Origin of the sequence: Pseudoalteromonas sp. 1CM17D, assembly GCF_023161805.1 — a bacterium.
GTDB classification, from domain to species: Bacteria; Pseudomonadota; Gammaproteobacteria; order Enterobacterales; family Alteromonadaceae; genus Pseudoalteromonas; species Pseudoalteromonas atlantica.
Window position 1 is genome coordinate 1 of sequence record NZ_JALNTP010000013.1, and the last position, 19,779, is coordinate 19,779.

A 19,779-nucleotide genomic window follows, 5' to 3' on the forward strand; every position below is an offset into this window, starting at 1 on the left:
GGCACACGAGGCTCGAACTCGTGACCTCGACCTTGGCAAGGTCGCGCTCTACCAACTGAGCTAGTGCCGCTTTATAGTTAGTCAGTAATTTGTCCGTTGGTGCGCGACGGGTCGCGTCCTACGTTCTGGCAACTGAACTAGTGCCGCTTTATAGATTGTCAGTAATTTGTCCGTTGATGCGCGACGGGTCGCGTCCTACGTTCTGGCAACTGAGCTAGTGCCGCATTACATTTTATTCAATACTCCAATTTCTTTGGTGAGAAATTGGAGCGGCACACGAGGCTCGAACTCGTGACCTCGACCTTGGCAAGGTCGCGCTCTACCAACTGAGCTAGTGCCGCTTTAAAGTTAGTCAGTAATTTGTCCGTTGGTGCGCGACAGGTCGCGTCCTACATTCTGGCAACTGAGCTAGTGCCGCTTCATAGTTTGTCAGTAATTTGTCCGTTGGTGCGCGACAGGTCGCGTCCTACATTCTGGCAACTGAACTAGTGCCGCTTTAAAGATTGTCAGTAATTTGTCCGTTGGTGCGCGACAGGTCGCGTCCTACGTTCTGGCAACCAAGCTAGTGCCGCAATTACTGATGGTATTTAAACCACTCAAACACACCAACCCCGCGAGGGTTATCGTCTTGAGCGGGGCAGGATTCTACAATAATCTAATGTGTTTGCAAGTGTTTTTTACAAATTAAAGAATTTTTCTCTATACACCTTTAATTCCATAATAGAATCTTTAATGTCATCGAGAGCTAAATGAGAGCCTTTTTTATTTACCTGTTCTAGTACCTCAGGCTTCCAACGTCGGGCAAGCTCTTTAATTGTGCTTACATCTAAATTTCGATAATGAAAAAAGTCTTCAAGCTCGCGCATATACTTATTCATAAAGCGTCTGTCTTGACCTATTGAGTTACCACACATCGGTGATTTACCAGCAGGAACCCACTGCTTTAAAAAATTAAGCGTTTGTTCAACCGCATAAGCTTCATCATATGTACTGGCTTTACAACGGGCCGTCAGACCTGATTTCCCATGCTGTGTAGTACACCATTCGTCCATGCCATCTAACAACTCATCACTTTGGTGAATAGCTATAGTAGGCCCTTCCGCGAGTATATTTAAATCGGCATCAGTTACTACTGTTGCAATTTCGAGTATTTTATCTGTGGCCGGCTCAAGTCCAGTCATTTCCAGATCAAGCCAAATTAAATTAGATTCATTAATAGTCATAGTAACCTTAAACAGTGCTTTTCTTTAGATCCAACGCATTTCGATATATCATATTAGCATCAACCGTCGAGCTAAAGCTTTTTTATACGCAAAGCCGACATTTAAACCAAGGTTATAGGCCAAAAGTGGCAAAACAGAAAAAATTAAGTAAAGGCCAATCTCGCAGGATCAAGGCTAATCATCAAAAGCGCTTAAATAATGCCGATACAAAATTGGCAAAAGGTGGCGCACAAGAGTGGCAAACAGATAATCTGGGCGCAACCGAAAACGCTGTCGTGATCAGCCGTTTTGGCCAACACGCCGATGTAGAAACACAAGAAGGTGACGTATTACGCTGTAATATTCGCCGTACCGTTACTAACTTAGTGTGTGGTGATGAAGTACTATTTCGCCGCGCAAAAGTAAGTGAAGGCGACTTAGCAGGCGTTATTGAAGCAACACAAGAGCGCCGCTCTCAGCTTACGCGTCCCGACTTTTACGATGGCGTAAAAGTAATCGCTGCAAATATTGACCAAATTTTAATGGTCTCAGCGGTACTGCCAGAGTTTACGCCCAGTATTATCGACCGTTACTTAATTGCCTGTGAAGACATGGGTATAGAACCTATTTTAGTACTTAATAAAATCGATTTAATCGACGACGAAGGCCTAAATGAAATTCAAAAAGTACTCGATATTTATCGAGGCCTTGGTTATCAGGTACTGCTTGTAAGTAGTGTAACCGGCGAAGGCATAGATGATTTAAAAAACGTACTGGTTGATAAAAATAATATTTTTGTTGGGCAAAGTGGCGTAGGTAAATCAACCTTAGTCAACACTGTGCTTCCTGATGCCGAAATATTAACTAAAGAAGTATCAGAAAACAGTGGCTTAGGGCAACATACCACCACTGTATCGCGCTTACATCACCTACCAAGTGGTGGTAACCTAATTGACTCACCGGGAATACGTGAGTTTGGTTTATGGCACTTAGATGTTGAACGGGTAACCTGGTGCTTTAAAGAATTTAGAGAGTTTATAGGTGGATGTCGTTTTAGAGACTGTAAGCATTTAAACGACCCAGGCTGTATAATTCAACAAGCGGTAGCCGATGGCGATATTTCGCAATTGCGATTCGACAGCTACCACCGTATTTTAGAAACAATGGCCGATGGCCGTGCTGGTGCACGCGCACCTCGCGTTTAATTTAGGAAACAATCTGTGAGTTTAGACAAATTTAAAATTGCAATGCAGTATGCAATGCCAAAGCACTTTATTTCACGCGTAGTAGGTAAATTAGCAGCAGCAAAAGCCGGTGCTTTAACTACAACGCTTATTAAACTATTTATTAAACAATATAAAGTAGACATGAACGAGGCTTTGTATGAAGACCCAGCGCACTACAAAACGTTTAATGAGTTTTTTACTCGCCCATTAAAAGATGGTGTGCGTCCAATGGCGCAAGGCGAGAACGTAATTACTCACCCTGTTGATGGTGCTATTAGCCAACTGGGCGACATTGTTGATGGGCAGCTAATACAAGCAAAAGGTCATGACTACAGTCTACAAGCACTATTAGGTGGCTCCGAAGATGATACAACACCATTTTTAGGTGGAAAATTTGCTACCATTTATTTAGCGCCAAAAGACTACCACCGTATTCATATGCCTATAGACGGCACACTAAGTAAAATGATTTACGTACCGGGCGACTTATTTTCGGTAAACCCGCTTACAGCGCGAAATGTCCCTAATTTATTTGCTCGTAACGAACGTGTAGTGGCTATTTTTGAAACCGAAATTGGCCCACTTGCTATGGTACTAGTAGGCGCAACCATTGTAGCCAGCATAGAGACCGTTTGGGCAGGTACAGTAACACCACCCGCCGGTAGCGATGTGTTTAGCTGGAACTACCCTACTAAAGGTGAAAACGCCATCACCCTTAAAAAAGGTGAAGAAATGGGCCGCTTTAAACTAGGCTCAACAGTGGTACTAGCATGGGGTGCAGATAAAGCAGACATTTTAGACGACCAACTGCCTGAAACAGTAACACGTTTAAACACCGCATTTGCAACAATTAAAGAAAGTGAAGAGCTGTAAGCCCTCTGAATAAAGAAGTTTTATCACACTGCTCTGTTCTCGTAGCTCACGGTTTTGAGTTCAGAGCAATGTTAATCTATTAGCTAAGTTAAATTTCGCTGCACCTGATGATAATTTAAAACGGTTTAAATGCAATCATTACTAAAATTACGCTTAGCTCTGTAGCAACTTCAATAATACAGTCAGCTTACGCTTATCAAGTTTACCCATTTGCTCACTATTACTGAGCGCAAAAATAACCCCTTCGTGTTCGGCGCAATTTATATCATCTCGCGATTCAACCACATTTGCCCATAGTTCTAAATCATCTATCTCTATTTCGTGGTTTACACAACGTGTTAGCACGTCAATCAATACCGGCTTTGTGAGTGTATAACCGGGAGCACCTTCCTCTGCTGGGGTAGAAATAATCACGCTAATAGCATCATCTCTTTGCTCACCAAAGGTAATAAATTCGGCCAATGCTTTTTGTATATTCATAATATTTGTTATTCTTGCTGTTCTACTGCTGATAAGACTTAAAATGACGAGATTAAACTGCTCACAATGCCACACTGCGCTTAGTTGTAATGTAAACGATATAAACGCATGCTGGTGTAACCAATTACCTGCTATTTTACCGCTTGAAGAGTCAGCAACAAGCTGTTTATGCCCGCAATGTACGCTTAATAAAATAAACGCTTATTTAGCGCATATTTATACTCAGCCAATCAAAGCACAAATTGAGTTTGCTAAAAAGTTTAGAGGTAATGACAATTTAATTGAAGGGCTAGACTACACCATGCAAAATGGCTACATGGTATTTAGTAAATGGTTTTTTTTAAAGCGAGGAACATGCTGTAAAAATGGCTGTAAAAATTGTCCTTACAGCTAAATCACAACATGTTGATATACAATACGCGGTTAAATAAGTTCGTTGGGTACATTGTTGTTGTATTGTGCAAATTTATCCGCCCCTTTAAAACGTAACTCAATTGCTTTGATATGCTCTTCTTCGGCGTGTTTCCAAACGCCCGGCACACTATACACATGCTTTAAATAGCAAAAAAATTTATCGCGTAGTTGCGGATTAAACTGCCACCCTTGAGCTACATCTGCTACTTGGGCAGCTAAGCCCTCACGAGTATCAGCATGCTTAACTAAGCCTTCTATATTATAACAAGCCTGCCCTACAGTAATTACGCGCTTATTTAGTAACAGTGCTTCTAAACCGACCGTAGAGTTGATAGTGATCACCGCTTCTGCGCATTCAATAAGTTCACAGGTTTTATTGCCGTTTGCAAATAGTGCAATTGGGTCTTTATCGTATAGATGGGTGTAATGCTTGTGCCACGACGGGTGTTCTTTAAAAACGACCTTTAAACTAGGGTCGTTCAATGCTTTCACTGCGCTAACAACTTCATCGTATAGCATTTCCATTGAGTCAATCCATGGCGAAAAGCTCGCTAATTGCGTATCGTGAGGCACTTGAAAAGGCACAAATATGTAGCGTTCAGGTATATTTTCAGCTGCAAAATCACAGCGTTTTTTATGGTTTTCTCGTGGGACAAGCGCCGGTGCATCAAAGTTTAAGGCATTATTTGCATTAAAATTTAAATAAAAATCAGGATCTCGACTTAGCGACGCATTAAAGTTAATCCCTTGAGGGTCTAAACTGGTGGTACCCGGAAGCAAACCATTTTCATAATAAAATTGCTTAATACCCAGTGCCTTGGCAGCCATAGCAACGGTAGTATTAGGCAGTTTATTTCCATTCCATATCACCATTACATCAGGGTTAACTTCCGTTAATAAAGCTAAATATTTTGCGTAACGCAAACGCTCAAAAAAGCGCAGCCCCACTTTGTAAACCGCCGATACTAAAGCATTGTTCCAAAGGTTATTACGGGCGCGCTTACGTTTTAGTTGTGCATTAATAACATCGTTAAAATTAACTTTAAACGCTTTACTTAAATAGTGTATAGCTGAAAGCTTTGGCGCCCCCATAACATGCAGTTGGCAATCCATACTCAGCTTTTTGATTATTTTTTTATAGTACTTTGCGTGTACATTTTTGCGGGATATAAATAGGTAAGACATACAAGCTGTGCGCGCCAATTATTGTTTATAGGAAATAATACTAAGTGGACACTATTACAAAAGTAAGGTTCACTGCTACGAGTAAATAATTTACAGATGTTACCTAAATTCTTATTATTTTACTACGCAGCGGTGCCATCCTAGATAGAATCTCATTTTGTATGCTATGGCTAATATTTTGCTCTTCCATCGCATTTACAAGTAAGTCCACCACATGGTTAAAATCTTTCTCAGTTATGTGCATCCCAGTATGAATATCTACCATAGAGTCACCTTTGTACTTGCATGGGCCATCAACTAGCATACACATATGCATAATAAAGCCTTCTCTAAAGTGGCTTATGTCGCTGTGTTCAAAATAATGCAGTACTTGTTCATCATTACCTATTTGGTAAATAAAACTGTCTACAATACGCGTAAGCCCCGCTCGGCCATCAAGCTGTTGATAAAGCGATAAATTTGTTGAGCTTGCGCACCCTGCCAGGGCACTTAAACACAACCATAAAATGACAACGTTTTTCATTACCAATACCCTGTTACCGATAAGTACCACCCTGTTTGATCGCTCGCACCTGCAATGCTACCTAAATCTAAGTATGCAGCGGTGACACTCACGTGTTTGTTTGGCATCCAAGCAACAAATAAATCTTTCCAGTCTTGTTCACCCAAATTAAGGTTATTAGACTTTTGCCTATACTCTATACCTACGGCAACACTTCGGCTCAAAAACACAGCGGTGCTGCCTTCAAATAAAATTTTTGCATCATCATTTGCCCCACCATAACCAAGCAAACCGAGTTGATTAGCCTCACTGTAGCGAGTTGTGACGTTCCAAAACCAGTTAAGCCCCCCTACAGCGCCTAAGTGGAGTTTACTAGCTGCGAGGTAGTAATCAGTGCCACTAGTATCTTGTGCACCTACGAGGGTCGCAACAGCGCCATCATCAAGAGATTTATGCTGTATACCCACACTCAATTGCGGCCAGTCACTGTAAACTATATCGCCGTATAAACGAATTTTAGCGCCCGTGATAGATTGCTCTATTTCGGTACCAAGTGCAGGCACGTCAAAACGTTGTTGAGCGTAGCTAAGTTCCACACGATTAAATAGGTTAACTTGTGCGCCACATACATCTAAAGTGTAGTCTGTTACATCTGCACGGCTACAAAAGCCATTCACAGAGAACTCGTCTTCGCTGGCGTAACCTGCAAGCTGTGCCCAAGGCACAATACCTCCGCCCCCGCTGCCTTCTATTTGCGAAACCCCGGGGGTCGCTAATAATTTACCATCGCTTGCTAAACCAGAAAAGCTCGAGCTAAGTAATAACCCAAGTAATAAACACTTAACTTTTTTCATAATATTCCTTTAGCCACTGTTCTAATAGTTCTGCTTTTAAAGGCCTACTTAGGTAGTAACCCTGAGCATGGTCACAATGCATAAGTTTAAGTAAGTCTAACGAATCCCTGTTTTCAACGCCTTCTGCAACAACGCTAAAGCCTAGTTGATGCCCTAAGGTAATAGACGACTGCACTATGTATTGATCCTTGCGCGACTCATCTAACTTTAAAATAAAGCACTTATCTAACTTTAGCTCATCAATAGGCAGCATTTTTAATCTCCCCAGTGATGTTTGCCCTACGCCATAATCATCCAATGAAATTTTTACACCGATGGCTTTTAAGTTTTGTAATGCTTTTATGCCTTTTTCTTCATTTTCAATCATGTCGCGCTCAGTTAATTCAACAGTAATGAGGGTTGGATCAACATTGTATTTTTTTAGAGTACGCACTAACGCTGAATGAAAACTCGGTGAGGCAATATCTTGTGCTGATACATTAATTGCTGCCTGCATTTCAATCCCTTTAGCCTGCCAATCAGCCACCTGAGAAACCACCGTGTTAACAACCCATGATGTAAGCTCAACAATAAGCCCCGATTGCTCGGCTAAATCAATAAACAGTTCTGGGTTTACCCAGCTGCCATCTTTACGTTGCCAGCGGATCAGTGATTCGACTTTATTTATTTTTTGTGTGTGTAAATGCAGTTTAGGCTGATAGGTCATAAATAATTGCCCATCATCATCGCTAATGGCTTGTTTAAGCTCATCTAACATTTTAAGACGATCTAAATGCGCTTCGTCTTCACCATTTTGGTAATAATGAATACTGTCTTGGCTATCTGTTGCATTGTCTACGGCAATAAGTACGCGTCGCATTAAATCGTCGCTGGCAAGACCTTGCATGGGATACTCGACAACCCCAGCGCTAAAGCGTAAGTTAATTTTTAACGTTTTAATGGTATAACACGCTAATAGCTGTGCCATTAAACCAACTATACCGCTTTTTTTCTCTCTGGCAGCGGCACTTGGAAACACAGTTAAAAACTCATCGCCACCAATACGCGCATGAAAGCCGCCAAGTTCGTCCGAAAAGCCACTAATTCGATTGGCAACCGCTTTTAAACATTCATCGCCTACGCGTGGACCAAGCTTATCGTTTATATGCCGTAAACCTTTTATATCAATAGCAACTAGGGTGTATTGTGTAGAGGGAGTCAGCTCATCATCGAGCACTTCAAGCATAGCCGAGCGGTTATAAAAGCCTGTAAGCGAGTCATGGCGTGCCTGAAAACTAATTTTTTGTTCACGCTCGTTAATATCGTTACCCATGTTATCAAAGGCGTTAGCAAGGGTTGCTATTTCAGTACTTTGTTTAGATGCATTAAATTCAAACGCGTAATTACCTTGTGCAAATTGCCTGGCAATAACTGCAAGCTGAGAGAGTGGAGTTGTTAAGTTATTTGCCAGTAAACTACTGGTAATAACCCCCACCAGCATCGTTAAAATGGCCATAATAATTAGCGTAAACAATAAGTTTTCAAAATCGTTATAGCTTTGCGTTAAATCAGCACTGAGCAAAATTGTTACCGCATCCCCTTGTAGGGAGGGCAACATAATATCTTGGTTTTTATATACAGGATAATCACCAAACAAACGCGTTGTTGTGGTGGTGTTAAAGTAGTTTTTAGGTGAAAAAACCTCTGGCCGATTAAGCAACGAGCTTCTTACGAGGTTGTCCTGCTCAGCAATAAAGCTGACGTCCATTCCTGTTAGGTTTTTAAGTTCTAGGGCGACTTCGTCATCAATTTTAAAACCCACTAAGCTGTATGCAACGGTTCTAGGCGCCCTTACAGGTAGTAAAATAACTTGATATAACTGATTATTAAGAACAACAAAGCTCGATTGCTCTGGTGAAGTTAATAACTCATCCAGTAACGGCTTTAAATTTTGAGGGTACAAATCTGCATTAGTATTGGCTGAAATTAATTTACCTGATAAATCAATCAGTAGCATAAGCTCTGCATCAATACGCTGGCTGTGATTAAACAACACACTACTTATGGTGCCTGCATCGCGAGTGGCAACCGCTTGCTTAAAGCCAAAGTCGGCAGTGAGTACTTTAGCAGCAGTAAGCAGTAGGCTTTCTTTTGCGCTCAGATATTGCTTATATACATTTTGCGCTACGCTAATATCTTGATTTACTTTTTCTTCTTGAAATTTACTTGTAGACCACCAAAAGCTAACAATGCTCACCATAGTGGTCAGTAACACTAAGCCTACACATAAAACAATAATGCGGTTTTTTAAACTGTTAGTCATTACCGCCCTTAAACTTACTACCAAAAGTATTTCGCGGTGCTGGGGTGGAGGTATTAACCTTAATTAGTAACTCATTGTTATTGTTTATTGTTATCATTTTTTTATTTTCCAACGGTGCAGTTTGTAGCGCATGCCACACACTCAGCGTAGTCGGTAACGGCGTTATGTCTAAGGATAACTTACCCGTATTATTAGTTTTATAAACGTGTTCACTATTGGCTACATAAATATAGCCAACCATAGAGTCATGAATATTACAGCCTAGTACAACAACACCTTGTTGATCAAAAATTATAGGCTCTTTAGGTTGGCCTGAATAGAGTTTTAGCTGAAAGGGCTTAGCCTGAGAAAAAGAGTAAACATGATGGCGAATATTATCGCTGTTAGGAAAGTTAACCTGCTGGCCTTTTTGCACCACCAGTAAATCAGGTAAAAACGCTTTATGTACTTGGTCCATTACCGCAACGGGTAACGTAGTGCGCTCTGACTTTGTCGCCTTATAAAGCTCAACGATTGCGTCTTTTAGTGGCTGACCATGCTGGTCTTGAATTACTAAATCAATATTTTCACCCAGTACGCCTTGGCTAAAAAATAAAGTAGCGGCGAGTAAATAACCTCTTTTATTAAAAACTTGCTGCACTTGCCTAAACATATCAATACCTAAAAGTTAATCTTAGGTTAAGTTAATTAGAGACCAGCACTAATTGCAAGGAATATAGCCCAGTAACTAAAAATAAAGACTGGGCTTTGTTTATTTTAATACTTTAGTTGTACTATTTTACAATAAGGTCGTAATCAGTATCTAAAATATTAATTACTTCTTGGCGAGGATCTTCTGGAATTACAATCTCTTTACCAATGATTTTACTGGCAATGCCTACATAAGTGTTAGACACCTCAAGCATGACCGATTCTGGTAAAATAAAGTCTTTAGCAAGCTGCTCACGCTCATCCATGCGGTCTTTATTTAACAGCACGTCACTTTCTGGCACAGTAGAAATTAATAACTGGCGGAACCCTTCTTTAGAGTTTTCGATTATTTTACCATCGCAGTAAGCCGCGCCATCCCATATGCGCGAAGAGTCTGGGGTGCCTACTTCATCAATATAAATAAGCTGTTGGTTACCGTCTAAATCCTCTACATAACCAAACTCAAATTTTGTATCTACAAATATTTGATCAAGCTTTGCCAGTTCTTCACTAATTAGCTTAAAGCCCTCAACCAATAGCTTTTCGTATTTAGTCACATCCTCTGCCGATTTAAAATTAAATACGTCTAAATTATCAGTGATATTAGCGCGCGTAATATTAACATCATCAACAGGTGGAATATCAGCCACGCCTTCGATAATACCTTTTGTAGAAGGGGTTATTAGTACGTTTTCAAGCTTTTGGTTTGCTCTTAAGCCCTCAGGTAAATCTATGCCACAAAAGTTGCGAACCCCTTTACTGTAATCACGCCACATGCTGCCGGTTATATATTGGCGCGCAATCGCTTCTACTTTTACGGTACTTGCTTTGCGCACAATCCATACATAAGGATGTGGAATATCAACAATGTGGTTACCCGCAAGGCCAGCTTTATCAAATAACTTAAACCAATGAGATGCAACAGAGTTAAGCGCAATACCTTTTCCCGGCACGCCGTTTAAGCCATTTTCGCCTTGCCAAATACAATCAAAAGCAGAAATACGGTCTGAAATAACCATAATTGCCAGCTCAGTTCCTTGCGGAACTTTATAGTTTTTTTCTTTAATGAGGCGTGCGCTGTCTTCATCTGTTAGCCAATAAACCGAACGAACTTTACCGCTGTGTACGGCACCTTTAGTGCGAATGGGTAAGTCATCGTTTACGTCTAAAACTTTATAGCTAGTCATGCTATCTCCGGGGTTAGGGATGCTCATAGAGCAAAGTATGGTATGGGGTTATAAGCGCTATATAATAAATCAGCCTACCCTAAAGCTCAATCAGCACTGAAAACTAAATAACCTGAACTCTGGTTAAGAGACTGACTAGGGCGTGTTGTATTATGGCGATATTTAAATTTATTTTCTCTAGCCAGAGATTTTCAATGAAAGTAAGGCGAATTTACGTGTCAATAGCTGGCCTATTGCAAGTAAACTCAACGCAGTTAGCGCTGAAAATAGCTGCTAGAGATAGGTTTATTACCCAGAGCTCAGGTTAAATAACCACGCAATATTTATATGGCTGTAATAATGCGGTAAACTTAGCGTGCTAACTAGAGGAGTAACGCTTGGACTACCTAACTGCGACCGCAAATAAAAAATACCTAATGTATATTTCGCAAAATTATTCATACGCTATTTTAAGGCCGCTTCAGGCGCAAATTTTAGCCCATGGTGGAGAAGTTCGGTGGTTTTTAGCGGGTAATGAAGTAAACCCCGACTTTTTAGATGATGATGAGCAGCAACTTCACTCTATAAAAGATGTACATACTTGGAAACCCGACGCAACTTTCGCCCCAGCTAACCTAATACCTACATTCATCCCTGGGATAAAAGTAGCTGTATTTCATGGTTTTGATGCTCATAAAAGAGATACAAATGGTGAAAAAGGGCATTTTGCAATCAGAGGATGCTTTGACCTGTATTGTACGCAAGGTCCAAATACCACCAGGCGGTTTGCAAAATCAGCCATAAAGCATGGCCACTTCAAAGTAGCTGAAACTGGCTGGCCAACTCTAGATCCCTTATTTACAGCACAAGCTGACAACCCATATGCAAGCAATGATGCACGCCCGACATTACTTATTTGTTCCACCTTTTCACACAGGCTCACACTTGCACCTAGGCTTTATGAGCAAATTAAGCACTTTAGTAAGCAAGGGAAATGGCGAATTTTGGTGCAATTTCATCCTAAAATGCCACAGGAGTGGGTAGATAAATACAAAGCCTTAAGTAATGAAAACTTAACTTTTGTAGAAACCGACAATGTACTGCCTTTACTTAAAGCTGCAGATGTTATGCTGTGCGATACTTCTTCTGTCTTGCAAATGTTCTTATTACAAAATAAACCGGTAGTAACGTATAGAACGAGGCAACCTTTCCCACATTTATTAGATGTTACGCAAGCTTCAGAAGTAGAAAAAAATATTGATTACGCCCTTACATACCCACAGGAGCTAATGGCAGCAATTAGCAACTATTCTAAAGAGCTTCATCCTTATACCGATGGGCAATCTAGCCTGCGTGTACTTAATGCGACAAATGAATTTTTGCATAGCGATAATAATTTGAAACCTAAACCTCTAAACCTTATTAGGCAATTTAAAATGAGAAAAATGTTAAATTATTGGGGTTGGTAACACCACACTGTATGATTGAGCTTGATAATGTAACCTTTAAATGGCATAAAAATGATGCCAAGCCTACGCTAAATATCCCAACCCTTAGAATTGATAAAGGCGAGCATATTTTTTTACATGGTCCCAGCGGCGTCGGTAAATCAACCCTGCTTGCGCTATTGGCAGGTATAAACACACCAAGCAGTGGCAACATACGTATTTTAAATCGCGATTTAAATACACTTAGCAATACGCAAAGAGATGTATTTAGAGCGGAGAATATTGGCTATATTTTTCAAAACTTTAATTTATTACCGTATTTAACACCCATTGAAAATGTCACGCTTGGCTGTGAATTTTCAAAAAACAGAAAACAAAAAGCCTTACAGCAAATAACAGAGCCCAAACCAAGCTTACAAAAAGAAGCGATACGCTTATTAACAGCATTAGGCTTAAGTGAGTCTTACCATAGTAAAGATGTTGCCTCGCTCAGCATTGGTCAGCAACAGCGGGTTGCCGCCGCTCGCGCATTTATTGGCAGCCCAGAGCTTATAATCGCTGATGAGCCCACCTCGGCACTCGATACCGCAAATAGAGAAAGCTTTATAAAGCTGTTATTCGAACAGGCTAAGCGCGCCAACAGTACGTTAGTCTTTGTAAGCCATGACGAAACATTAAAAACGCTATTTAATCGTGCAATTAGCCTAGTTGGCTTACAGGAGCAATTATGATCCTGACTAAGTTAGCTTATAAAAGTTTGCTAAATCGCCGAGCAAGTGTACTGCTCACATTGTTTACCATTGCTATTAGCGTAATGCTTTTACTAAGTATTGAGCGAATTCGCGTGGATGCAAAAACCAGTTTTAGTAATACCATCTCTGGGACAGACCTAATTGTAGGCGCCCGCACCGGCGATATTCAATTACTGCTTTCCTCTGTATTTAGAATAGGTTACGCCAATAATGGGGTGAGCTGGCAAAGTTATCAGTACATCGCAGCTCAACGTGGTGTTAAATGGAGTATTCCTATTAGTTTAGGCGACAGCCACAAAGGCCAAGCTGTACTAGGTACAAGCCGTGATTACTTTACCCACTATCGCTTTGGTAAAAAACAAACGTTAAGTTTTCAACAAGGCCACGCGTTTGAGCATTTAAACCAGGTGGTACTTGGCAGCGATGTAGCGAGCCGTTTAGGGTATACACTAGGTGATAACATAGTGATCTCACACGGGATGGGTAATACGAGCTTTCATCATCATAAAGACAACCCATTCATTATCGTCGGTATTTTAAACGCCACTGGCACGCCAGTAGATAAAACCTTACACATACCTCTAGCAGCTATTGATTTAATACATGGTGGTTCACACTCTGCGAATGATGAACACGATGAGCACGATGAGCACGATGAGCACGATGAGCACGATGAGCACGATGAGCACGATGAGCATAACAACCTAACCGGTGAGCCAAGTCAAATTACTGCGTTTTTAATGGGATTCGACTCGCCTTTATACACATTGCAAATTAGGCGTAATATCAACCAATACAAAAAAGAGCCACTTCTGGCCATTATGCCCACAGTGACCCTAAAAGAGCTGTGGCAAATGCTCGCCATTGTCGAAAAAGTACTCTTACTGTTTTCAGGCGTTGTTATATTAGTCAGTTTATTGGGCATGTTGACCACACTACTGGCCAATTTAAATCAACGCCGAAGAGAGCTTGCTATATTGCGCTCAGTCGGCGCGCGGCCATGGCAGCTATTTACACTAATAAGCATGGAGTCGTTATTTACAACGTTATTAGGCTGCCTAGTTGGCTGTGGTTTGTATTATGGCGTTATGCTTATCAGTAGCAGCTATTTGCAAAGCCATGCAGGCATAAGCGTTAATATTGCCATGCTCTCTTACTATGAACTCACTTTAATAGGCGTTATTATGGCCGCTGGGTTTATAATTGGCTTAATACCAGCTACCCGCGCTTACTTTTATTCGCTTAGCGATGGTATGAGTATAAAAACTTAACTTTAGGAATTTCATGATACTTTTTAAATCCGCGCTTTATTACTGCACGCTAGTAAGCTGCCTACTTATTAGCTTTGTCAGTAGTGCAAACCCGCCGAAAGAAATTTTTTGGGAAGACTTAATCCCGCAAGGGCATGTACAAATAGATACCCAAGCACAGGCTAACCACGAAGGCAGTGAACAAAACTGGGTGCAGCCAGAGCTAGATGCACCTGTGGTTGAAGCATTAAATGGCCAATCAGTGAGCTTACCGGGGTTTGTTGTCCCACTTGAGGGCGACAGTGAAGTCATTACAGAGTTTTTGCTTGTGCCATACTTTGGCGCGTGTATTCACGTACCACCCCCGCCGCCAAATCAAATCGTTCATGTAACAGTAAAAGGCGGCGTACCCATAGAGAGCCTGTATGATGCGATTGTTGTTACCGGCGTTATCAGTACCGAAACCTGGTCTGGTGAAATAGCCCAAGTGGGCTATAAAATGAAAGCCGTCGGTGTGGCACCGTTTGAGCTATAACACCGCTATTTTTGGCAGTGCTTACAAAACACCGTACTGCGCTGCCCAAGCCTAATTTCTTCAAGTGGCGTTTTACACGTTACGCACGCCTCTCCTTTTCGCCCGTACACTAACAACTGCTGTGCAAAATAACCTGGTTTGCCATCACTTTGGGCAAAGTCTTTAAGGGTTGTACCGCCTTGTGTTATTGCCGCTGCTAGAGTGTCTTTAATAATAGGGATCAGGGTTTGATATCGCTTTAACGATACTTTGCCTGCTTCGCGTTTTGGGTGTATTCCCGCCTTAAATAACGACTCATTGGCATAAATATTACCTACGCCCACCACCACCGCGTTATCCATAATAAATTGCTTCACGGGGACTTTTTTATTTCGCGATTGCTCGTATACACGCTTTGCAAAAAAATCATCCGTAAGCGGCTCAGGGCCAAGTTTTGAGAGTAACTTATGAACATCCCCCGGTGCTTGCCATAAACAGCAACCAAACCGGCGTGGGTCGTTTAATCGCAGTGCCTTGTCATTACTAAGAACAAACTCAACATGATCATGCTTTTTAAGCGGCTCGCGTTTATCCACAACGCGCAAATTACCCGACATTCCCAAATGTAAAATAGCACTCCCTAATTCGCAGTGCAGCAATAAATACTTTGCACGGCGCTCAATTCGCTCTACCCTCTGCCCTTCTAACTGATAAACATCATCAGGCACAGGCCATCGCATGCTGGCATTATAAATATTTACCTTCGTCACCACCTGGTTTTCTACATGCGGGGTGATCCCCAGTCTACTTACTTCTACCTCTGGTAATTCAGGCATTAATGCAACTCACTTTTTGAAAAATCAACACTTGGAAATAACTGCTTTGCAGTCGCTAAATCAAGCCCCATCACGCGCTGGCTATTTTTTTCCAACAAATAATACTTACCGTTACCTTTGTACAGTAAATAAACCCAAGGTAAGCGCTCGCCAGCCAACTCAAAGGTAGCCACGTACAATGGAGAGTTTGGATTAAATACAACAGACTCATTTACCTGCATCAACGCAGCCGTTTGCCAATGGTTAATTAGCTCAGCTAATTGCTGCTGTGATGCATCCCACCTCACGGGCGTATTTTCTTTTAATGCGGTTGTACGCCAACTTGTACCAATACGTTCAATTTTCTGATCAACAAAGCTCAGTGTTAACACAAAACTTTGCAATGGCAGTACCGGTTGTAATGTAGGCTCGTCTTCGCCCCCTAAAAACTGCTTATGCCAGCCATTTAAAAAGAAGATCATAATCAACATCGAAAAAATAATAACGTTGTTCCAACCTTTGCGGCCCAGTCGCATATTTATACACCCAGTAAATTCAAGATTTTAAAGTGTAACTAAAACTTAATTGCACTGTCTATATGTTAAAGGCCACAGACTTTGGTAGAATATCGGCAAATTTAAAGGAGTTCCGTCAATGTCTATGTATGTAGTGGGCCATAAAATCCCAGATTCAGATTCTATTTGTGGTGCAATTGCACTTGCTTATTTAAAAAACCAAATCGATGAGCCAGCAATTCCAACACGCCTTGGTGAAGTGTCACCAGAAACTCAATTTATCCTAGATAAATTTGGCTTCGAAGCACCTGAGCTTAAATTAAGCTACGCTGGCGAAGATGTATATATTGTTGACCACACAGAAAAAACACAAGCACCAGATGATATCGACCAAGCACGTGTTGTTGGCGTAGTCGATCACCATAAACTAGGCGATTTAACGTCATCTACACCGCTTGAGTGTTGGATCCGTCCAGTAGGCTGTTCAAACACCATTATTAAAATGATGTATGACTTCTACAACGTAGAAATCCCTAAAGATATTGCTGGCATCATGCTATGTGCAATTTTAAGCGATACCGTTATTTTTAAATCGCCGACCTGTACAACGGCTGATATTAAATGCGTAGAAGCCCTAGCAGAAATTGCCGGCATTGAAGACTTTAAAGAACTAGGCATGGACATGTTCCGTGTTAAGTCAGCTGTTGAAGACACCCCTGTGCGTGACTTAGTAATGCGTGACTTTAAAGACTTCAACATGAACGGTCACCTAGTGGGCATTGGCCAGCTAGAGGTTATTGACCTTGCAGTGTTTGACGAAATTAAAGCAGACTTAGAAGCCGATATTGCTAAGCTAAAAATTGAAGGCAACCGCCACTCAGTATTTTTACTGCTTACCGACATCATGAAAGAAGGCTCACAAATGCTGATCGCTTCAGATGATGCAAACCTTGTAGAGCAAGCTTACGGTGAAAAGCCGAGCGAAGATAAAGTATGGCTAGATGGCGTATTAAGCCGTAAAAAGCAAGTAGTGCCACCACTACAAGACGTGTTTGCCAAGCTGTAAGTAAAAATAAATATTAAGCACCGCGTTTACCATAAACGCGGTGCTTTTTTATTGGTAGGCGTGAAGCTTGCTCACGCAAAAAAGGAAAAGCGTAAATAGATTTTATATCAACGCACCAGTAAGCGAGGCGCCTATAAATGAATTTAATCACGATGCTAATTTTAGCTGTAGACGAAGAGCTTGCTTACGTTAGAGGCGCAGCTTCTCATGGCTTAACCCCGAGTTTAGCACCGCAAATTACCTCATACTTTATTCACCGCACTCTTTACAGTTTATATCTTTAATCATTTTAAAATGCTGTTGCTTTAAGCTCAGCGCATCAAAGCTGATAAACACACTACCTTTAACATGCCCTAGCAGCATATTAAGCGTAAGCTGTGCCTGCATAGAGCCTATAATTCCTAACAGTGGGCTTATTACACCGGCATTACTACAATTTACAGCGGGAGCGGCGTCACTTTTTGCAAAAACACAGCCATAACATGGGCTGTTGTTTTGCCTAAAATCAAAGCCCATAAGTTGCCCACTACTTGCAATCGCGGCACCTGCAATTAAAGGCAACTTATGAGTAAAGCAATAACGGTTAACACTGTAACGTGTGGCAAAATTATCAGAGCAATCAAGTACTATGTCGGCATTTTTTAAAAGCTCAGCTGCGTTGTTATCATCGAGCTTTTTACAATGCGTCACTATTTCTATTTGATTATTTAGGCTTGTTAATACTTTGCCAGCAGCCGCGACCTTGTTTTGACCTAAGTGATTAACTTTATAAAGCACTTGGCGCTGCAAGTTAGAAAGCTCAACCGCATCATCATCTATTAAAATAAGTGTACCAATACCCGCCGCAGCCAAATACAAAAGTGCAGGGCTACCTAACCCGCCCGCTCCCACTACTGCAACGGTGGCTGCTTTAAGTGCTAACTGCCCTTCTAACCCCACTTCTTTTAATAACAAGTGGCGACTATAACGCAGGGTTTCTTTATCGCTAAGCTTATTCATTAGGCTGGTTTATAGCACTTTTTAGCGCACTAATTGCTTCAATATAATCATCCGCTTCACTAATTGCTCGTACAACCGCAACACTGCCTACTCCTGTATTTGCAACCTCGCTTGCGCGGGTTAAATCTATGCCGCCAATGGCAACTGTTGGGTAGTTTTGCATTAATGGCACACACTTTTTAAGTTTATCGAGACCTTGTATCTGGCCGCTCATATCTTTGGTTGTGGTTGGGTAAATAGCACCAAATGCCATATAACTTGGTCGGTAGTTGTGCGCACGTAACATTTCGTAAAAACCGTGGGTAGAAAGCCCAAGCCTTAAACCTGCTTCTTTAATCGCGGCTAAATTAGCGGTTTCTAAATCTTCTTGGCCTAAGTGTACGCCGCAGGCACCGTGCTTTATTGCCAACTGCCAGTAGTCGTTTATAAATACGTGAGCGTGGTACTTTTTACCCAGCTCTACGGCCTGCTTAATTAACTCTTCAAGCTCAAGGTCGGTTTTATTTTTAACGCGAAGCTGCGCCGTAGTAATACCTTGCTGCAAACATTTATCTAGCCAATCTATACTACTAACCACAGCATATAGGCCCAACTTTTTGCTCTCACAAGGTGCAAAATCAGCGGCCATATTAAATTCAAGCGGCACATCAAAATCAAGCTCATCGCCAAGCCAGCTGCCAGGCTCAATTACTTGCGGGTAGTCATCTAACTGTGTAGGAAAAGCAGTATGTGCAACAGGGCCTATTCCTTCGCCGTATCTAACCGACTGCTTTAAGCCCTGATTTATATAAGCTTTAGCTAAAATAAAAGCATCTTTTAGGGGGTAGTCTTTTGCTAAACACGCGGCAATAACCGAGGCCATGCTACAACCTGTACCATGACTATGAGGGCTTTGAATTTTTTTATTACCAAGCCAATACTCTTCGCCGTTTTGTGTGCAGTAATCAATACAATAACCTGTTGGGTAATCCCAGTGCCCGCCTTTAATAACAACCGCTTTTGCGCCCCAACTTAATAGCTTTTTAGCAGCGTCTTTCACGGCGCTTGGGCCAATTAAATATACGCCTGTTAATAATTGCGTTTCGTGCGTGTTAGGCGTTATTACATCCACCAGCGGCATTAAGCATTCTTTAATGGCACTTACGGTATCTTCTTCAGTTAATACATCACCACTTGAAGCAATTGCAACGGGGTCGTAAACAATCACAGGCGGTACAGGCCATTTCGCTTTATAATGCGCTATATGCTCGCTTATTAATTGAATTTGCTGCACATTAGCCAGCATGCCAATTTTAATTACTTTGGCTTTCATATCGCTTTCGAGTGCGAGTAATTGCGATTCAATAATATCGGTAGATACCGCGTTAATGGCCTCTACACCTAAGCTATTTTGCGCCGTAAGCGCGGTAATTGCAGTACAGCCATGCACGCCAAAACTTTGCATTGCTTTTATATCGGCTTGAATGCCTGCGCCACCACCTGAGTCTGAGCCTGCAATTGTCCACACTAAATTATTCATACTCTTT

The 19,779-nt window shown here is 41.5% G+C and carries 21 protein-coding genes and 1 tRNA gene; 9 read left to right on the plus strand and 13 right to left on the minus strand.

What is annotated here, in order from left to right; all coding sequences use genetic code 11:
- Nucleotides 1–265: 265 nt before the first annotated feature.
- Nucleotides 266–341, minus strand: a tRNA-Gly gene (locus tag MSC25_RS17940).
- Between the two features lie 336 nt (nucleotides 342–677).
- The gene (gene orn / locus MSC25_RS17945; protein ID WP_004589057.1) at nucleotides 678–1,223 is read right to left on the minus strand and encodes an oligoribonuclease; all 546 of its coding nucleotides are present in this window, start codon (nucleotides 1,221–1,223) and stop codon (nucleotides 678–680) included.
- A 125-nt stretch (nucleotides 1,224–1,348) separates the two neighbouring features.
- On the opposite strand from orn, the gene rsgA reads away from it, so the two are divergent.
- A complete protein-coding gene (gene rsgA / locus MSC25_RS17950) occupies nucleotides 1,349–2,407 on the plus strand; it encodes a small ribosomal subunit biogenesis GTPase RsgA (protein ID WP_004589056.1) in 1,059 nt (352 codons plus the stop codon).
- 15 nt (nucleotides 2,408–2,422) lie between these two features.
- Nucleotides 2,423–3,301: an archaetidylserine decarboxylase gene (gene asd / locus MSC25_RS17955; RefSeq protein WP_004589055.1), complete on the plus strand. Its 879-nt coding sequence runs from the start codon at nucleotides 2,423–2,425 to the stop codon at nucleotides 3,299–3,301.
- Between the two features lie 153 nt (nucleotides 3,302–3,454).
- Here the strand turns inward: asd and MSC25_RS17960 are convergent, their stop codons facing one another.
- Nucleotides 3,455–3,781: a hypothetical protein gene (locus MSC25_RS17960; RefSeq protein ID WP_055254936.1), complete on the minus strand. Its 327-nt coding sequence runs from the start codon at nucleotides 3,779–3,781 to the stop codon at nucleotides 3,455–3,457.
- Between the two features lie 43 nt (nucleotides 3,782–3,824).
- Here MSC25_RS17960 and MSC25_RS17965 point away from each other — a divergent pair, with 43 nt between their 5' ends.
- Nucleotides 3,825–4,175, plus strand: a complete 351-nt coding sequence (locus MSC25_RS17965) for a cysteine-rich CWC family protein (RefSeq protein WP_029773276.1) — start codon at nucleotides 3,825–3,827, stop codon at nucleotides 4,173–4,175.
- Between the two features lie 29 nt (nucleotides 4,176–4,204).
- Here the strand turns inward: MSC25_RS17965 and MSC25_RS17970 are convergent, their stop codons facing one another.
- The 6 genes from MSC25_RS17970 to MSC25_RS17995 form a co-directional block, all read right to left on the minus strand.
- Nucleotides 4,205–5,308 (minus strand): capsular biosynthesis protein, encoded by a 1,104-nt coding sequence (locus MSC25_RS17970; protein ID WP_248444136.1) that lies wholly within the window; start codon nucleotides 5,306–5,308, stop codon nucleotides 4,205–4,207.
- 175 nt (nucleotides 5,309–5,483) lie between these two features.
- Nucleotides 5,484–5,903, minus strand: a complete 420-nt coding sequence (locus MSC25_RS17975; RefSeq protein ID WP_029773274.1) for a group 1 truncated hemoglobin — start codon at nucleotides 5,901–5,903, stop codon at nucleotides 5,484–5,486.
- Nucleotides 5,903–6,736: a DUF3034 family protein gene (locus MSC25_RS17980; RefSeq protein WP_248444138.1), complete on the minus strand. Its 834-nt coding sequence runs from the start codon at nucleotides 6,734–6,736 to the stop codon at nucleotides 5,903–5,905. Before MSC25_RS17980 ends, MSC25_RS17975 begins: the two co-directional genes overlap by 1 nt.
- On the minus strand, nucleotides 6,723–9,038 hold the full coding sequence (locus MSC25_RS17985) for an EAL domain-containing protein (protein ID WP_248444140.1): 2,316 nt from the start codon (nucleotides 9,036–9,038) through the stop codon (nucleotides 6,723–6,725). Before MSC25_RS17985 ends, MSC25_RS17980 begins: the two co-directional genes overlap by 14 nt.
- A complete protein-coding gene (locus tag MSC25_RS17990) occupies nucleotides 9,031–9,690 on the minus strand; it encodes a methylamine utilization protein (RefSeq protein ID WP_248444142.1) in 660 nt (219 codons plus the stop codon). Before MSC25_RS17990 ends, MSC25_RS17985 begins: the two co-directional genes overlap by 8 nt.
- Nucleotides 9,691–9,811: 121 nt before the next feature.
- On the minus strand, nucleotides 9,812–10,915 hold the full coding sequence (locus MSC25_RS17995) for a phosphoribosylaminoimidazolesuccinocarboxamide synthase (RefSeq protein WP_248444144.1): 1,104 nt from the start codon (nucleotides 10,913–10,915) through the stop codon (nucleotides 9,812–9,814).
- Between the two features lie 377 nt (nucleotides 10,916–11,292).
- Here MSC25_RS17995 and MSC25_RS18000 point away from each other — a divergent pair, with 377 nt between their 5' ends.
- Genes MSC25_RS18000 through MSC25_RS18015 form a run of 4 tightly spaced genes read left to right on the plus strand, consistent with a single transcriptional unit; the run spans nucleotide 11,293 to nucleotide 14,879 of the window.
- Nucleotides 11,293–12,363, plus strand: coding sequence for a CDP-glycerol glycerophosphotransferase family protein (locus tag MSC25_RS18000; RefSeq protein ID WP_198401360.1), 1,071 nt, complete (start codon nucleotides 11,293–11,295; stop codon nucleotides 12,361–12,363).
- Between the two features lie 11 nt (nucleotides 12,364–12,374).
- A complete protein-coding gene (locus MSC25_RS18005; RefSeq protein ID WP_248444146.1) occupies nucleotides 12,375–13,073 on the plus strand; it encodes an ABC transporter ATP-binding protein in 699 nt (232 codons plus the stop codon).
- On the plus strand, nucleotides 13,070–14,365 hold the full coding sequence (locus MSC25_RS18010) for an FtsX-like permease family protein (protein ID WP_248444148.1): 1,296 nt from the start codon (nucleotides 13,070–13,072) through the stop codon (nucleotides 14,363–14,365). Before MSC25_RS18005 ends, MSC25_RS18010 begins: the two co-directional genes overlap by 4 nt.
- 13 nt (nucleotides 14,366–14,378) lie before the next feature.
- Complete coding sequence (locus MSC25_RS18015; protein ID WP_004589066.1) at nucleotides 14,379–14,879, plus strand: DUF3299 domain-containing protein; 501 nt, start codon at nucleotides 14,379–14,381, stop codon at nucleotides 14,877–14,879.
- A gap of 5 nt (nucleotides 14,880–14,884) precedes the next feature.
- On the opposite strand, the gene mutM is transcribed toward MSC25_RS18015, so the two are convergent.
- Both mutM and MSC25_RS18025 read right to left on the minus strand, forming a co-directional pair.
- Nucleotides 14,885–15,694 carry a bifunctional DNA-formamidopyrimidine glycosylase/DNA-(apurinic or apyrimidinic site) lyase gene (gene mutM, locus MSC25_RS18020; protein WP_248444149.1) on the minus strand — a complete coding sequence of 270 codons (810 nt, stop codon included), beginning with the start codon at nucleotides 15,692–15,694 and terminating at the stop codon, nucleotides 14,885–14,887.
- The gene (locus MSC25_RS18025; RefSeq protein WP_004589064.1) at nucleotides 15,694–16,209 is read right to left on the minus strand and encodes a hypothetical protein; all 516 of its coding nucleotides are present in this window, start codon (nucleotides 16,207–16,209) and stop codon (nucleotides 15,694–15,696) included. Before MSC25_RS18025 ends, mutM begins: the two co-directional genes overlap by 1 nt.
- Before the next feature lie 118 nt (nucleotides 16,210–16,327).
- Between MSC25_RS18025 and MSC25_RS18030 the strand changes: the two genes are divergently transcribed.
- Nucleotides 16,328–17,254, plus strand: coding sequence for a manganese-dependent inorganic pyrophosphatase (locus MSC25_RS18030; RefSeq protein ID WP_004589063.1), 927 nt, complete (start codon nucleotides 16,328–16,330; stop codon nucleotides 17,252–17,254).
- Nucleotides 17,255–17,391: 137 nt separating this feature from the next.
- Entirely contained in the window at nucleotides 17,392–17,538 is a 147-nt protein-coding gene (locus MSC25_RS18035) for a hypothetical protein (RefSeq protein WP_248444150.1), read from the plus strand.
- On the opposite strand, the gene MSC25_RS18040 is transcribed toward MSC25_RS18035, so the two are convergent.
- Both MSC25_RS18040 and thiE read right to left on the minus strand, forming a co-directional pair.
- Nucleotides 17,504–18,253: a HesA/MoeB/ThiF family protein gene (locus tag MSC25_RS18040; protein WP_248444151.1), complete on the minus strand. Its 750-nt coding sequence runs from the start codon at nucleotides 18,251–18,253 to the stop codon at nucleotides 17,504–17,506. The genes MSC25_RS18035 and MSC25_RS18040 overlap by 35 nt on opposite strands.
- Nucleotides 18,246–19,772, minus strand: coding sequence for a thiamine phosphate synthase (gene thiE, locus MSC25_RS18045; protein ID WP_248444152.1), 1,527 nt, complete (start codon nucleotides 19,770–19,772; stop codon nucleotides 18,246–18,248). The genes MSC25_RS18040 and thiE overlap by 8 nt, the downstream gene beginning before the upstream one ends.
- Nucleotides 19,773–19,779: the final 7 nt, after the last annotated feature.

Bases quoted from the DNA above. Each gene is read 5' to 3' on its own strand.
- orn (WP_004589057.1), bottom strand. From the start codon at position 1,223: ATGACTATTAATGAATCTAATTTAATTTGGCTTGATCTGGAAATGACT.
- MSC25_RS17960 (WP_055254936.1), bottom strand. From the start codon at position 3,781: ATGAATATACAAAAAGCATTGGCCGAATTTATTACCTTTGGTGAGCAA.
- MSC25_RS17965 (WP_029773276.1), top strand. From the start codon at position 3,825: ATGACGAGATTAAACTGCTCACAATGCCACACTGCGCTTAGTTGTAAT.
- MSC25_RS17970 (WP_248444136.1), bottom strand. From the start codon at position 5,308: ATGGATTGCCAACTGCATGTTATGGGGGCGCCAAAGCTTTCAGCTATA.
- MSC25_RS17975 (WP_029773274.1), bottom strand. From the start codon at position 5,903: ATGAAAAACGTTGTCATTTTATGGTTGTGTTTAAGTGCCCTGGCAGGG.
- MSC25_RS17980 (WP_248444138.1), bottom strand. From the start codon at position 6,736: ATGAAAAAAGTTAAGTGTTTATTACTTGGGTTATTACTTAGCTCGAGC.
- MSC25_RS17985 (WP_248444140.1), bottom strand. From the start codon at position 9,038: ATGACTAACAGTTTAAAAAACCGCATTATTGTTTTATGTGTAGGCTTA.
- MSC25_RS17990 (WP_248444142.1), bottom strand. From the start codon at position 9,690: ATGTTTAGGCAAGTGCAGCAAGTTTTTAATAAAAGAGGTTATTTACTC.
- MSC25_RS17995 (WP_248444144.1), bottom strand. From the start codon at position 10,915: ATGACTAGCTATAAAGTTTTAGACGTAAACGATGACTTACCCATTCGC.
- MSC25_RS18005 (WP_248444146.1), top strand. From the start codon at position 12,375: ATGATTGAGCTTGATAATGTAACCTTTAAATGGCATAAAAATGATGCC.
- MSC25_RS18010 (WP_248444148.1), top strand. From the start codon at position 13,070: ATGATCCTGACTAAGTTAGCTTATAAAAGTTTGCTAAATCGCCGAGCA.
- MSC25_RS18015 (WP_004589066.1), top strand. From the start codon at position 14,379: ATGATACTTTTTAAATCCGCGCTTTATTACTGCACGCTAGTAAGCTGC.
- mutM (WP_248444149.1), bottom strand. From the start codon at position 15,694: ATGCCTGAATTACCAGAGGTAGAAGTAAGTAGACTGGGGATCACCCCG.
- MSC25_RS18025 (WP_004589064.1), bottom strand. From the start codon at position 16,209: ATGCGACTGGGCCGCAAAGGTTGGAACAACGTTATTATTTTTTCGATG.
- MSC25_RS18030 (WP_004589063.1), top strand. From the start codon at position 16,328: ATGTCTATGTATGTAGTGGGCCATAAAATCCCAGATTCAGATTCTATT.
- MSC25_RS18035 (WP_248444150.1), top strand. From the start codon at position 17,392: ATGAATTTAATCACGATGCTAATTTTAGCTGTAGACGAAGAGCTTGCT.
- MSC25_RS18040 (WP_248444151.1), bottom strand. From the start codon at position 18,253: ATGAATAAGCTTAGCGATAAAGAAACCCTGCGTTATAGTCGCCACTTG.
- thiE (WP_248444152.1), bottom strand. From the start codon at position 19,772: ATGAATAATTTAGTGTGGACAATTGCAGGCTCAGACTCAGGTGGTGGC.